The sequence below is a fragment of the Paraburkholderia azotifigens genome, from assembly GCF_007995085.1.
Taxonomy (GTDB): domain Bacteria; phylum Pseudomonadota; class Gammaproteobacteria; order Burkholderiales; family Burkholderiaceae; genus Paraburkholderia; species Paraburkholderia azotifigens.
This window is the reverse complement of record NZ_VOQS01000003.1, coordinates 3,042,586-3,055,545: the sequence shown is the minus strand read 5'-3', so window position 1 is coordinate 3,055,545 and position 12,960 is coordinate 3,042,586. Positions and strand designations below refer to the sequence as shown.

Below are 12,960 nucleotides of genomic sequence, written 5' to 3'. Positions count from 1 at the left end.
CGGGTCAGACGGATTCTTTCCCGCGCCCGATGGTCGAGCGATGCGTGATGGACTGCGTATGCGTGCAACGGTGCGCGGCTTCGGCAAGCAGGAAGGCAATGGCGATCAGCGCAGCCGCGACGAGACTCAGGTACTGCCCGCCGATCCACGGCAGCACTGCACCGCCAAGCACGCCGGAACAGGCGAGCCCGATGTATGTCGCCGTGTTGTTGAGCGCCAGCAGCAGCGGCGCCACGCGAGGCGTGAGGTGCACCAGCCGATGCTGTTGCGGCACGATCAGCCCCCATCCGCAGATGCCCCATATCGCCAGCGCGACGGCAGCGCTGAACGCATGAGCGGAAGTCCACGGCAATGCGCAGAAATTGACGATGGCGATCCACAGCATCGCGTTGATGATGCTGCGGCCCTCGAATCGGTCCACGAGGCGGCCAGCCAGCAGATTTCCCGCTGTCGCGGCTACGCCCCAGAGCAGAAACAGCGCGGCGAGCGTGCGTTCGTCGCCATGCGTCACACGCTGCAGCACGACGCCCGCATACGTGTAGACCATGAGGAAACCGCCGAAGGCGAACAGCGAAGTGAGCAAGGTCAGTGCTATCCGTCCGTCACGCGCCGGTGCAAGCCGCTCGCGCAACCTGATGGATGCAGGACGAGGAACGGACGGCAGCATCGTCCAGACGCCGAGCATCGCCACGATTCCCAGCAGCGCAACAAACCAGAGTGTGGTTCGCCAGCTTCCGAAGCCGCCGATGAACGTTCCGAGCGGTGAGCCGAGTGCCGTCGCGCCCGTCAATCCCGCCGTCACGGCCGCCAGCGCGCGGCCACGTTTTTCGGGTGATGCGAGCGTGGAGGCTACGCCCAGTGCGGTCGGCGAGAACAGTGCTGCGCCGAACCCCGACAGGGCACGGCTCAACAACACGCAGTGCAGGTCTGTGGCGAGCGCGGTGAGCATGTTGCCCGCGACGAATATGCCGAGCGCGCACACCAGCAGCAGCTTGCGCGGCCAGCCGCCCGCGAGTGCCGCCATGACGGGCGCGGCGAGCGCGTAGGTCAGCGCGTAGCAGGTGACCATCAGACCGGCAAGACCCACAGATGTATTCAACGACGCCGCGACGCCAGGAAGAATACCGGCGACGACGAAGTTGTCGGTGCCCATTGCGAACATGCCCAAGGCGAGTATCAATAATCGACGATCCATACGGGACTTCTTGCGATAAGCGGTTGATATGGACAGAGAATAATCGTCGTTGACCGTGTCTCAAATGTCGTATATACACGCAATTCATGACATGACTTGAGCTCGAGATGCACACGATCGGCTTCGTCGTATTTCCGAACTTCTATCTGCTGGGCTTTGCGGCAGTGACCGCCTTCGAACTGGCGAACGCGGTGCTCGGAGAACCGGCATACGAAGTGACCGTTCTGTCCGAAGCAGGAGGACTCGTGATGTCGTCGGCGGGCATCCGGGTGGAAACGCAGCCCTTCGGCGACGCCTCATTCGACACGGTGATGTTCGGCTCAGGTGTGGAGATCGACATTGTCTCCGCCGCATTGACGACGTTCGTCAGGCGCTCGCTGACGATGTCGAGGCGGATCGCCGCGCCATGCACGGGCGCTTTCATCCTGGCTGAAGCAGGGGTGCTGGACGGTCGCCGCGCGACGACGCATTGGCGCTTTGCAAACGATCTGCAGCGCCGCTTTCCGGCTGTCTCGGTCGAAGAGGATCAGATCTTTATCGTCGATGGTCCGATCTGGACGTCGGCCGGCATGACGGCCACGATCGACATGGCGCTCGCCATGATCGAGCGCGATCATGGCCAGGACGTTTCACGTGCCGTCGCGCGCAAACTGGTTGTTTATCATCGGCGCTCCGGCGGGCAGTCGCAGTTTTCCACGCTGCTCGATCTCGAACCCAAGTCCGACCGCATCCAGAAGGCGATCGACTATGCGAGCGCCAATCTGCGCAATACGCTGACCGTCGAGGAACTGGCCGATGTCGCGGGCCTCAGTCCGCGTCAGTTCAGTCGTGCGTTCAGTGCCGAAACGGGGCAGTCTCCTGCCAAGGCCGTCGAACATCTGCGCGTGGAAGCCGCGAGATTGCTGCTGGAAAAAGGACGTTTATCGCTGGACGTGATCGCGGACGAAGTGGGCTTCTCGGATCGGGAGCGCATGAGGCGGGCGTTTCTGCGGACCATCGGTCAACCGCCTCAGGCAGTCCGCCGCTTCGGCAGAGAGACGCGCGGCGCAGGCGGGCCGTCGCGGCCATGAATCTGCGCCGGCGCGTGCGCGAACGTCAATTCGCTCTACGCGTCGAGGCCGGCAAAACGTGCGAACCGGACGACCGGCTCACGCGGAAGTTCGAGCCGGTTCACGACGGAATCTTCATCCGCATAGCCGAGCGACATCCCGCAGACGACCTCGTGGCCCGCTTCGATGTCGAGATGCTTTGCGATGACTTCCTGATAGCGCGCGAATGACACCTGTGGGCACGTATCCAGACCACGCGAACGCGCCGCGATCATGATGTTCTGAATGAACAGCCCATAGTCGAGCCAGCTGTATTTCTTCAGTTGGGCATCGATGGTGAAGATCATGCCGAGCGGAGCGCCGAAAAACTCGAAGTTCCTGCCCGTTGCCTGCGAGCGTGCATCGACGTCCGCTTTGTCGATGCCCAGTGCGCCGTAATATCGCGCGCCGAAGTCTTCCTGTCTCAGCCGATACGAATCGGGCAAAGGATCCGGCATGTGCTGCAGTTGCGGATGCGCTCCGTCTGTGTGAGCACGCGCCAGCGCATCGCTCAGTTGCTGTCTGGCGCCGCCCGCCAGCACATGGACACGCCACGGCTGCGTGTTCGAATTGCTGGGCGCGGTCCGCGCGACATCGAGAATGTCGATCACGTCCTGCTTCGAAACAGCATCCGGACGAAAGACCCGAACGGCTTTTCGTGAGCGGATCACGGAATCGACAAGATAGGTATCCGAATTCATTTGCACCGGTCTCCACGGTATCAGCATGTCTGGCGGATCATGCCACACGGAAAGCCTCGCGCCCGGTGAAAAAACTGCATGATCAACTTGCAGCAGACTGGATTTGGGTGCATGAATGCGGGCCCGTTCGTGTCGAACCCGCGTATGCCTTCTATAAAACCGCTTCGGCGACGAGTTGCAACGCTGGCGCGAGTTTGAGATACACCTCTGGCCGCTCGAGCGCGTAGGTCAGATTGCGTTGCGCGATCTGCACGTGCTCCGTGGCGAGCGATTGCGCTCGCGTGCCTTCGCCGCGTTCCATCGACTGCACGAGGCTGTGATGTTGCTGATGCGCCATGAAAAGCCATTGACGTCCCTCCTCGATGGCGGATTGCATCGGCAGCATCGCGCTGGCTGCGGCGAACGGCAGGCGGTTGTTCATGTCGATCGCACGGATCAGCGCCGCATTGCCCGAGCCCTCGACGATCAGCTTGTGGAAGCGGTTATTCATGTCCGTGTAGGCGGCGTAATCGTCGAGATCGAGTTCGGCCTTCGCCAGCAGCCGGTCGCCCGCACGCAGACATTCGTTCAGCCCGTTCGACAACTGGCGCGGCACGCCGTGTTCGGCGACGAGGCGCGCGGCCATGCCTTCGAGGTGTCCGCGCACGGCAATGGCATCGGCGATTTCGGCCGCCGTGATACGGCGCATCACATAACCGCCTGCGGGAGACGGCTCGACGAGACCTTCCTGTTCGAGTGTCGTGAGCGCCAGCCGGACCGGGGTGCGCGACGCCTGCAGCCGCTCCGCGAGCGCGACTTCGCCGAGGCGTTCTCCAGGCGCGAATTCGCCCTTGAGGATCAGGTCGCGCAGATACACCAACACACGTTCTTGCTGGGATTCCATTTCCTTCTCCGGTGACCCTGGCGGGCGCGATGCCTGCGTTGCTGGTTCGCCCGATTGTAGAGCATGAGCGGCTGGATAGGGTTTCGGCGCCTGCAACTTTTATCATTGTTGTTCTTTGTTGCATACAATGACGGTTGAATTCGGAGTTTTTATGATCTGATGAATCGTCCTGGGGAAATTCCTGGTTATCTGTAAAAAATGTATATAAATCAACGAATAAAGTCTGTTAGATGCAGGCGGGAACACAGTTGTTGAACGCGATTACCGCGAACGGCTGTATGCAGTGATTGAACATTTGAATTCTTGGCTCTATTCTTCGTGCTCATTGGGGGTCGTTTTGCATACAGCAATCGATCCCGTGCATTCACCGCAACTGGAGACAGGCCATGATGAGTTCGCAGCAAAACGACACGATCACGCGCGTAGGCAAGGGCACGCCCGCCGGGCAGTTACTGCGCAATTACTGGCAGCCCGTCGCGCTGGTCGAGGAGTTGCCCGCACAGCGTCCCGTTCGCGCAGTACGGCTGATGGGTCAGGATTTCGTCGTGTTCAAGGACGAGCAGGGCCGCTACGGCATGCTGGATCGCGATTGCCCGCACCGTGGCGCGGATCTCGCGGCGGGCCGTCTCGAAGCGGGCGGCCTGCGCTGCGCGTTCCATGGCTGGCTGTTCGATGTCGACGGCCAGTGCCTGTCGACGCCGGGCGAACCCGTCGGCAGCACGCTTTGCAGGAAGGTGCGGCAGAGCGCGTATCCCGTGGTCGAGCGCAGCGGCATTCTGTTCGCGTACATCGGCGGCGGCGAGCCGCCCGCATTCCCGAACTTCGACTGCTTCGCCGCGCCGGGCGAATACACGTTCGCGTTCAAAGGCCTGTTCGAATGCAACTGGCTGCAGGCGCTCGAAGTCGGCATCGATCCCGCGCACGCGTCGTTTCTGCACCGCTTCTTCGAAGACGAAGATGTGAGCGAGAGCTACGGCAAGCAGTTTCGCGGCGCATCGGCGGATTCGGACATGCCGATCACGCAGGTGCTGCGCGAATTCGAATCGCCGGAGATTCTCGTCAGCCCGGCCGACTATGGACTTCGCCTGATCGCGAAGCGCCCGCTGAACGAAGCACAGACTCACGTGCGCGTGACCAATGTCGTGTTCCCGCAGGCCTTCGTGATTCCGATGAGCGCGGAGATGACGATCACGCAATGGCACGTGCCCGTCGACGACGAGAACTGCTACTGGTACGCGATCTTCACGAGCTTCGGCGCGCCCACCGACAAGGCGCAGATGCGCGCGCAGCGGCTCGAACTGTACGAGCTGCCGGATTACACGTCGCGCAAGAACCGGCGCAATCACTACGGCTTCGATGCCGACGAGCAACAGACCCAGACCTACACGGGGATGGGCTTCGACATCAACGTGCATGACCAGTGGGCCGTCGAATCGCAGGGCGCGATCCAGGACCGCACGCGCGAGCATCTGGGCACGACCGACAAGGGCATCATCGCGTATCGCCGTCTGCTCGTCGATGCGATCGAGAAGACGCAGGCGGGCGAGAAGACGCTGATGATGATCGACACACAGCAGGCAGCGCATCTGACGGGACCGGCGTCGATCGACGGCATCGGCCCCGCCGACGGCTGGGACGACTACTGGAAGGCCTCCGACGTGAAGCGCCGCGACGCCGCGCCGTGGCCCGCGCCGAAAGCCTGACGACGAACCCCGCAACCACAATGGAGCGCGCGGCCGTCGAGCGGCCGTGCGAAGCAACATGTCATTTGTCGAAACTCACGGCTTGTGGACGGACGACCAGCACACGGCTCATGCCGCGCTGCTCGAACGGCTGAAAGAAAGCGACGTGCAGGTGGTGCGTTTTTCGTTCCCGGATCAGCACGGACTGCTGCGCGGCAAGACGCTCGTCGTCGACGAAGCGATCCGCGCGTTCAGGAACGGCGTCACGCTGACGAGCACGCTGCTCGCCAAAGATACGTCGCACCGCACGGTGTTCCCCGTGTTCACGGCGGGCGGCGGCTTCGATATGCCTGAAATGCAGGGCGCCTGCGACACGCTGATGGTCGCCGATCCCGAAACCTTCCGCGTGTTGCCGTGGGCGCCGCACACGGGCTGGGTGCTGTGCGACGTGTACTTCGCGAACGGCAGGCCCGTGCCGTTCGCGACGCGTCATCTGTTCCGGCGCGCGCTGGAACAGCTCGGCAATCACGGCTATGAATTCATGTCCGGCCTCGAAGTGGAATTTCATGTCTTCAAGGTCACCAATCCGAACATGAAGCCCGAGCATTCGGGGCAGCCGGGCATTCCGCCCGATGTCGAACTGCTGTCGCATGGTTACCAATATCTGACGGAACTGCGCTACGACGCCGTCGACGGCGTGATGGAGATGCTCCGGCGCGGCATCGACGGACTCGCGTTGCCCGTGCGCTCGCTCGAAGTCGAATACGGCCCTAGCCAGTTCGAGTTCACGTTCGCGCCGACCACGGGCATCCAAAGCGCCGACGACATGATCCTGTTCCGCAGCGCGGTGAAGCAGATCTGCCAGCGCAACGGCTATCACGCGACCTTCATGTGCCGTCCGCGCATTCCGAATGTCGTATCGAGCGGATGGCATCTGCATCAGTCGCTCGTGCATGTCGCGGGCGGCACTAACGCATTCATGCCGACGGATCCGGGCGCGCCGCTTTCCGTCACGGGCCAGCGCTATCTCGCGGGACTGCTTGCACATGCGCAGGGCGCGACCGCCTTGTCGACGCCGACCATCAACGGCTACCGCCGCTACCGGCCGTATTCGAATGCGCCCGATCGCGCGATCTGGGGCTGCGACAACCGCGGCGTGATGCTGCGCGTGCTGGGCGGAGCGAACGATCCGGCGACGCGCGTCGAAAACCGCGTCGGCGAACCGACAGCGAATCCGTATCTGTATTTCGGCTCGCAGGTGCTGTCGGGGCTCGACGGACTGCGGCGCAAGCTCGAACTGCCGCCGTCGGCGGATACGCCCTACGAAACGCAGGCCGATGCGCTGCCGCGCACGTTGAGCGACGCCATCGCCGCGCTGCGTGCCGACGACTGTCTGCGCGAAGGCTTCGGCAGCGCATTCGTCGATTACTTCTGCAAGCTGAAGGAAGCGGAGATCGACCGTTTCAATCTGGAAGTCACCGAGTGGGAACACCGGGAGTATTTCGAAACGTTCTGATGGTGTTCCCATCAAGGAGAGAAGTCATGCCTATCGTCACCTACATCCTGCGCGACGGCGAGCGCCGCGCCATCGACGTGGCCGCCGGCACCAGCGTGATGGAGGCCGCGATCCATCACAACGTGCGCGGCATCGACGCGGAATGCGGCGGCTGTCTGTCGTGTGCGACCTGCCATGTTTATGTCGACGCGTCGTCGACGGCGGATTTGCCGCTGCCCGACGAGTCCGAACTCGAACTGCTCGAGGGCGTGGCCGCCGGGCGCCGTCCCGAAAGCCGGCTCAGTTGTCAGCTCGTCGTGATGCCCGCGATGCACGGACTCGTCGTGCAGATTCCACCGAAACAGGCGTGATAAGGGTGACATCATGAAACGCACGCTGGTGATTGTCGGCGCGTCGTATGCGGGCGTTCAGCTTGCCGCGTCGGCGCGCGAACTGGGCTTCGACGGCCGTATCGTGCTGCTCGGCGACGAACCCGATGCGCCCTATCAACGGCCGCCGCTGTCGAAGGGCTTTCTGACAGGCAGTGTCGCCGAAGCGCGTTTGCCGCTTCGCTCACAGGTGTTCTTCGACGAAGAAAAGATCGAGTGGATGCCGTCGACGCGCGCCATCCGCATCGACCGCGAGCGGCGCGAAATCGGGCTGCACGACGGTTCGCGGATCGCATACGACCATGTCGCGCTGACAACGGGCGCGCGCGTGCGCAAGCTCGATTGCCCGGGCGCGGCGCTCGATGCCGTTCACTATCTTCGCGATCTGCGCGATGCGAGGCGGCTCGCGCAGACGGCGTGCACGGCAAGGCGGGCTGTCGTGATCGGCGGCGGCTATATCGGCCTCGAGGCGGCCGCCTCGCTGCGCCAGCAAGGGGTCGACGTGACCGTCGTAGAGACCGAGCCGCGACTGCTTGCGCGCGTCGCGTCGCCATGGATATCGGACTTCATGCTGCGTGCTCACGTCGAGCGCGGCGTTGCGTTCGAATGCGGACGCAAGGTGGTGGCGCTGCACGACGCGTACGGCATCGTCTCCGTCGAACTGGACAACGGCACGCGTCTGCTGTGCGATCTGGTCGTGGTCGGTATCGGCGTGATTCCGAACACCGAACTGGCCGCGGACTGCGGACTGCACGTGCAAGGCGGCATTACCGTCGATGCCTGCGCGCGCACCAGCGATCCGCGGATCGTTGCGGCGGGCGATTGCGCGTCGTTCGTTCCTCACTGGGCGCTGCCGGACGCGCGCGCTTGCCGCATCGAATCCGTGCAGAACGCCAACGATATGGCGAAGACGGCAGCGGCCTCGATTCTCGGGCGATCCGAGCCGTATCGCGCGGTGCCGTGGTTCTGGTCCGATCAGTACGACCTCAAGCTGCAAATGGCGGGCGTGAATACGGGTTTCAACGACTATGCGGTGCGCGGCTCTGTCGAAGAGAGAAAGTGTTCGCTGTTCTATTTTCGCGGCAAGACGCTGATCGCCGTCGACAGTATCAACCGCCCGCAAGATCACATGCTTGCGCGCAAGCTGCTCGCGAGCGGCGCGCACGTCTTGGCCGACGAAGTGCGCGATCCCGCCTTCGATCTGAAGTCGCTCGCGAGCGGCGACATGCACGCTGCGCGAGGCGCCGTATGACGATCGAGGCAAGTCACGGGCGTCCTCTCGTCGGCGTGGTGTGCGACCGCTTCTTCGTTGGCGAACACGATCTGCACAGCGCGAAGCACAGCTATGTCCGCGCGTTGATGTCGGGCGCAAACGTGAACCCCGTGCTGATTCCCGCGACGCGCGACATCGACGCGTTCGACGGCTATCTCGATGCCGTAAGCGGCCTGCTGTTTCCAGGCGGCGCATCCAATGTGGAAGCCCACCGGTATGGCGGCCACGCGGCGGACGACATGCATGTCGATCCCGATCGCGATCACGTCGCGCTGACGCTGATGCAAGGCGCCGCCGCGCGCGGCATGCCGATGCTCGCGATCTGCCGCGGCTTTCAGGAAATGAATGTCGCTTTCGGCGGCACGCTGCACACGGATATTCATGCGAGCGGACATTCTGTCGATCATCTCGAAGACCTCTCGGACGATCTGCCCACGCGCTATCGGTACCGCCACGAAGTCGAAATCGCGCCTGCTGGCATCCTGTCGACGCTCGCGCACGCGCCACACGTGCGCGTGAATTCGCTGCATCGTCAGGGCGCGGCGGCACTCGCGCCGCGGCTCGTGGTGGAAGCACGCGCGCCCGATGGTCTGGTCGAAGCGTTTCGGGTCGGCGAACACGCGTTCGCGCTCGGCGTGCAGTGGCATCCCGAAGCGATGCTCGAAGACGATGCGCTGTCGCGTGCCCTTTTCGAAGCATTCGGCGCAAGTTGCCGCCGCTATCGTCATGCAACACAACGGACAGCCGCTCATCGAAAGGCGTAGAACCATGTCAGCAGACCGTATTGACCTGAACCTGTTGCGGGTGTTCGACGCGATTTTCGAAGACCGCAATCTCGCGCTCGCGGGCAAGCGCCTGCATCTGAGCCAGTCCGCGATCAGTCACGCGCTCGCGCGGATGCGAGAGGTGCTCGGCGACGACCTGTTCGTGCGCACGGGCAGAGGCATGGAGCCGACCGTGCGTGCACTCGGCATGGCGGCGCAGGTACGCGGCGCGCTTCAGCAGATCCGGGCCGCGCTCGGTGTCGATGCGTTCGATCCGCGCGTCGCGCAACGCAAGTTCGTGGTCGCCGCGAACGATTACATTACGTCGCTCGTGCTGGGGCGCCTCAGTCAACGGCTGCACGCCGAGGCGCCGCTCGTCGACCTGGTCGTGCGGCCTTCGACGCGCCTCGATCTCGCAGGCCAGATCGACGTCGGCCGGATCGATATGGCAATCGGCATTTTCGCGGACGTGCCGGCGCGTTTCCGTTCGACGAAGCTCTGGGAACAGACGGACGTCGTGCTGCTTCATCGCGATCACCCCATCGCCGGCCGGCCGATCACGCGCGACGACCTGCTCGCGCATCCGCTCATCGCGATCTCGCAGGGCGGCGAGGAGGAGGGCGCGGTGAGCGGCTTTATCGTCGAACGGGGACTCGCGCGGCAATCGGAGATGTTCAATCGCGACGCGCTCAACCGCGCGTTTGCGCAGGCCGCCGAGATGCCGCGCATGCGCATGTCCGTCGCGCATTCGCTCGCGATTCCGGCGCTGCTTCGCCATAGCGACATGCTGGCGCTCGTGCCGTCGTCGCTTGGACGCGAACTGGAGCGCTACGGCGAACTGAAAATGTGCCCGACGCCTTATGAATCGCCTAACGTCGCCGTGCGTGCCGTATGGCACGAACGCAATGACGCCGACCCCGCATTGCAATGGCTGCGGCATCAGCTTGCCGATGTCGCGCGCCAGGTTCGAAGCGGCTGATCGAAGCCGTTCAAGATCGGTATGCAAACAATTCACGGCGTGCCCGCCTTGGGTGCAACGACGCGAACGTCGTCGAAATAGCCTGAAAACATAGGGCTTCCTGATTCGATCCGGACAGATCGCGCAATGCCGCCGCGTCGCGCGACGGGCATCTGCGCGCCGCTTGCGTGATTCGCCGGGTTGTTGACCGCATCTGGTGCTCTTAATCTGCGCCCGATAGATCGGCGAGGCACGCAGCGCGCGCTGCCGTGGCGACGCCGACAGTTCAATCCCACCAGTGAGGATGCAATGGAAGAGACAAGGACTGTCGATGTACAGACGCTCATCAACGAGCACCGTTTTTCCCGCTTTCAATGGCTCGTATTTGCGATGTGCTTCGTGATCGTGCTGATGGATGGCTTCGATACGGCTGCGATCGGCTTCATCGCACCTTCGCTGCTGTCGGAGTGGAATATCGGCAAGGCGGCGCTCGCGCCCGTGCTGAGCGCTGCACTGTTCGGGCTCGCATGCGGCGCATTGCTGTCGGGCCCGCTGTCCGACCGATGCGGGCGGCGCGTCGTACTGACCTTGTCGGTAATGTTGTTCGGCGCGTCCTGTTTCGCTTCCGCTTTCGCACGGGATCTGGGCGAACTGACCGCGCTGCGCTTCGTGACGGGCGTCGGGCTCGGCGCTGCGATGCCGAATGCCGTTACGCTCATGAGCGAATTCAGTCCAGACGGCCGGCGCGCGACGATCGTAAATCTGATGTTCTGCGGCTTTCCGCTGGGCGCCGCGTTCGGCGGATTTCTCGCCGCGTGGATGATTCCGCATTTCGGCTGGCGCAGTGTGCTGCTGCTCGGCGGCGCGGTGCCGTTGCTGCTCGCCGTCGTGCTCGTGTTCCGCTTGCCCGAGTCGATCCGTTACATGGTGGCGAAAGGGAAGCCGGCCGGGAAGATCCGCAAGGTACTCATGCGCATCAGTCCGGACGCGCGTTTTGCGCACGCATTCGTCATGCAGGAAAGCGTGAAGCATGCGACGGGCGAGGGCGGCCTTCGCATCGTGTTGTCGCGTCCGTTCATTCTGGGTTCCGTGATGCTGTGGGTGTGCTACTTCATGGGCCTCGTCATCTTCTATGGACTCGTCAACTGGATGCCCGTGTTGCTCAAGGATGCCGGACTCACGCCGCAACGTGCCGCACTCGTCGCCGCACTGTTTCCGCTCGGCGGCGCGGGGACGGTCTTGTGCGGCTTGTTGATGGACCGCTTCAATCCCAATCGCGTGGTGGCCGCCGCGTATGCGTTCGGTGCCGTCGCCGTGTATGCGATCGGTCAGGCAATGGGCAATATCGGCCTGCTGATGTGCGCGGTATTTATCGCCGGCGTGCTGGTGAATACCGCGCAGGCATCGATGCCTGCGCTGGCGGCCGCGTTCTATCCAACGGCGGGACGCGGAACGGGCGTTGCATGGATGCTGGGCGTGGGTCGGTTCGGCGGCATCGCGGGCTCGTTTCTGGTCGCGGAGTTGTCGCGGCAGCAGGTCGGTTTGCCCGGCATTTTCACGGTCGTTGCGATAGCGGGTGCAGTGTCGTGCGTGGCGCTGCTGATCAAACAGGCGACGGGTTCGACGGAAACGGCAGCGGATGTGGCGGATGGCGAATCGCTCGCGCATTGAAGGCGAGCAACCGTGACGTGTCGCAGACCGGCTGCGGGCCTCGCGTGAGGCTCGCAGTACTTTTGCATGTCATTGAACGGGCGGCTTGACGTCGTATGCAATACGTCCCGAAGGCAGGAAGAACAATGCGATCACGGCACCGCCTTTGGCTTCCGGGAAGTGATGGCTGCCCGGTGCGGGCGCCGTCCAGCCGCCATGGCACCATCCGTTCGGTCCTGCGAGCGCCGCGCCTGCGTTGAGCGGAACGACCATGTTGAACTCGCCATAAGGGTGCGAGTGGTAGTCGCCGCGAAACGCATCTTCCGGGTTGCCCTGCGTGTTGCCCGTACTGTCGATCAACACGGCGGTGATGCTGAAATAGAACGTCTCTGCGGCGGGTTCGACGAGTCTTGCGCGACGATACTTCCGTCCGGCGATTTCGACATCGGCGGCCCAGCCTTCTTCGACGCCGAGCGTAATGAGGCGCGCAAGATCCTTGTACAGTTCGCTATCGACGCCGTATTTCGTATTCAGCCATTGCTCGACGTTGGTGCCCGTCGTCATGTCTTTCACTTCTTCGAGGAAGGGCAGGCAGCGCGCGACAAGCTGATCTTTTGTGCTCGATGCAGGGGCTTCGGACATTTCGCTTTCTCCTTGATGTGATGGCCCGGCACACCGTCCTTGCGTCGTGCACGCGTTGCGATGTGCTTCATGGCGATCTCAAGATGCCATAGCAGCATCATCCCAGGAAGCGAAACTCCTGCAACACCCTGCTGCACGTCGTGCATATTGCGATCGTGCACCTTGAACGCCGCGAGACGAGCGCGTGAAATGGCGTTCGGGCTGATGGCAGCGTGATGTGAGAACATGCGCACCACAAAA

13 protein-coding genes are annotated in these 12,960 nt (G+C 63.1%); 8 read left to right on the top strand and 5 right to left on the bottom strand.

The window, feature by feature from the left end:
- Positions 1–4: 4 nt before the first annotated feature.
- Positions 5–1,195, bottom strand: a complete 1,191-nt coding sequence (locus FRZ40_RS30935) for an MFS transporter (RefSeq protein WP_147236630.1) — start codon at positions 1,193–1,195, stop codon at positions 5–7.
- A gap of 107 nt (positions 1,196–1,302) precedes the next feature.
- On the opposite strand from FRZ40_RS30935, the gene FRZ40_RS30930 reads away from it, so the two are divergent.
- Entirely contained in the window at positions 1,303–2,265 is a 963-nt protein-coding gene (locus FRZ40_RS30930; protein WP_147236629.1) for a GlxA family transcriptional regulator, read from the top strand.
- Between the two features lie 35 nt (positions 2,266–2,300).
- Here the strand turns inward: FRZ40_RS30930 and FRZ40_RS30925 are convergent, their stop codons facing one another.
- Both FRZ40_RS30925 and FRZ40_RS30920 read right to left on the bottom strand, forming a co-directional pair.
- On the bottom strand, positions 2,301–2,984 hold the full coding sequence (locus tag FRZ40_RS30925; protein ID WP_147236628.1) for a nitroreductase: 684 nt from the start codon (positions 2,982–2,984) through the stop codon (positions 2,301–2,303).
- A 151-nt stretch (positions 2,985–3,135) separates the two neighbouring features.
- Positions 3,136–3,867 (bottom strand): GntR family transcriptional regulator, encoded by a 732-nt coding sequence (locus FRZ40_RS30920; RefSeq protein WP_028369883.1) that lies wholly within the window; start codon positions 3,865–3,867, stop codon positions 3,136–3,138.
- Positions 3,868–4,253: 386 nt separating this feature from the next.
- Here FRZ40_RS30920 and FRZ40_RS30915 point away from each other — a divergent pair, with 386 nt between their 5' ends.
- The 7 genes from FRZ40_RS30915 (at position 4,254) to FRZ40_RS30885 (ending at position 12,099) form a co-directional block, all read left to right on the top strand.
- On the top strand, positions 4,254–5,570 hold the full coding sequence (locus FRZ40_RS30915; RefSeq protein ID WP_147236627.1) for an aromatic ring-hydroxylating dioxygenase subunit alpha: 1,317 nt from the start codon (positions 4,254–4,256) through the stop codon (positions 5,568–5,570).
- Positions 5,571–5,628: 58 nt separating this feature from the next.
- The gene (locus tag FRZ40_RS30910; RefSeq protein WP_147236626.1) at positions 5,629–7,065 is read left to right on the top strand and encodes a glutamine synthetase family protein; all 1,437 of its coding nucleotides are present in this window, start codon (positions 5,629–5,631) and stop codon (positions 7,063–7,065) included.
- 26 nt (positions 7,066–7,091) lie between these two features.
- Positions 7,092–7,415, top strand: a complete 324-nt coding sequence (locus FRZ40_RS30905; RefSeq protein WP_028369880.1) for a 2Fe-2S iron-sulfur cluster-binding protein — start codon at positions 7,092–7,094, stop codon at positions 7,413–7,415.
- A 13-nt stretch (positions 7,416–7,428) separates the two neighbouring features.
- Complete coding sequence (locus FRZ40_RS30900) at positions 7,429–8,685, top strand: NAD(P)/FAD-dependent oxidoreductase (RefSeq protein ID WP_028369879.1); 1,257 nt, start codon at positions 7,429–7,431, stop codon at positions 8,683–8,685.
- Positions 8,682–9,470 (top strand): gamma-glutamyl-gamma-aminobutyrate hydrolase family protein, encoded by a 789-nt coding sequence (locus FRZ40_RS30895; protein WP_147236625.1) that lies wholly within the window; start codon positions 8,682–8,684, stop codon positions 9,468–9,470. Before FRZ40_RS30900 ends, FRZ40_RS30895 begins: the two co-directional genes overlap by 4 nt.
- 4 nt (positions 9,471–9,474) lie before the next feature.
- Positions 9,475–10,449, top strand: coding sequence for a LysR family transcriptional regulator (locus FRZ40_RS30890; protein WP_028369877.1), 975 nt, complete (start codon positions 9,475–9,477; stop codon positions 10,447–10,449).
- Between the two features lie 288 nt (positions 10,450–10,737).
- Entirely contained in the window at positions 10,738–12,099 is a 1,362-nt protein-coding gene (locus FRZ40_RS30885) for an MFS transporter (RefSeq protein WP_147236624.1), read from the top strand.
- A 69-nt stretch (positions 12,100–12,168) separates the two neighbouring features.
- On the opposite strand, the gene FRZ40_RS30880 is transcribed toward FRZ40_RS30885, so the two are convergent.
- Together FRZ40_RS30880 and FRZ40_RS30875 are read right to left on the bottom strand one after the other, a co-directional pair.
- Positions 12,169–12,720: a 4-hydroxylaminobenzoate lyase gene (locus tag FRZ40_RS30880; RefSeq protein ID WP_147236623.1), complete on the bottom strand. Its 552-nt coding sequence runs from the start codon at positions 12,718–12,720 to the stop codon at positions 12,169–12,171.
- Complete coding sequence (locus FRZ40_RS30875) at positions 12,648–12,947, bottom strand: hypothetical protein (protein ID WP_147236622.1); 300 nt, start codon at positions 12,945–12,947, stop codon at positions 12,648–12,650. Before FRZ40_RS30875 ends, FRZ40_RS30880 begins: the two co-directional genes overlap by 73 nt.
- Positions 12,948–12,960: the final 13 nt, after the last annotated feature.

What these genes read in the sequence shown, in the direction of transcription:
- FRZ40_RS30925 (WP_147236628.1), bottom strand. Translation starts at nt 2,984, where the DNA reads ATGAATTCGGATACCTATCTTGTCGATTCCGTGATCCGCTCACGAAAA.
- FRZ40_RS30895 (WP_147236625.1), top strand. Translation starts at nt 8,682, where the DNA reads ATGACGATCGAGGCAAGTCACGGGCGTCCTCTCGTCGGCGTGGTGTGC.
- FRZ40_RS30930 (WP_147236629.1), top strand. Translation starts at nt 1,303, where the DNA reads ATGCACACGATCGGCTTCGTCGTATTTCCGAACTTCTATCTGCTGGGC.
- FRZ40_RS30880 (WP_147236623.1), bottom strand. Translation starts at nt 12,720, where the DNA reads ATGTCCGAAGCCCCTGCATCGAGCACAAAAGATCAGCTTGTCGCGCGC.
- FRZ40_RS30915 (WP_147236627.1), top strand. Translation starts at nt 4,254, where the DNA reads ATGATGAGTTCGCAGCAAAACGACACGATCACGCGCGTAGGCAAGGGC.
- FRZ40_RS30910 (WP_147236626.1), top strand. Translation starts at nt 5,629, where the DNA reads ATGTCATTTGTCGAAACTCACGGCTTGTGGACGGACGACCAGCACACG.
- FRZ40_RS30935 (WP_147236630.1), bottom strand. Translation starts at nt 1,195, where the DNA reads ATGGATCGTCGATTATTGATACTCGCCTTGGGCATGTTCGCAATGGGC.
- FRZ40_RS30900 (WP_028369879.1), top strand. Translation starts at nt 7,429, where the DNA reads ATGAAACGCACGCTGGTGATTGTCGGCGCGTCGTATGCGGGCGTTCAG.
- FRZ40_RS30905 (WP_028369880.1), top strand. Translation starts at nt 7,092, where the DNA reads ATGCCTATCGTCACCTACATCCTGCGCGACGGCGAGCGCCGCGCCATC.
- FRZ40_RS30890 (WP_028369877.1), top strand. Translation starts at nt 9,475, where the DNA reads ATGTCAGCAGACCGTATTGACCTGAACCTGTTGCGGGTGTTCGACGCG.
- FRZ40_RS30920 (WP_028369883.1), bottom strand. Translation starts at nt 3,867, where the DNA reads ATGGAATCCCAGCAAGAACGTGTGTTGGTGTATCTGCGCGACCTGATC.
- FRZ40_RS30885 (WP_147236624.1), top strand. Translation starts at nt 10,738, where the DNA reads ATGGAAGAGACAAGGACTGTCGATGTACAGACGCTCATCAACGAGCAC.
- FRZ40_RS30875 (WP_147236622.1), bottom strand. Translation starts at nt 12,947, where the DNA reads ATGTTCTCACATCACGCTGCCATCAGCCCGAACGCCATTTCACGCGCT.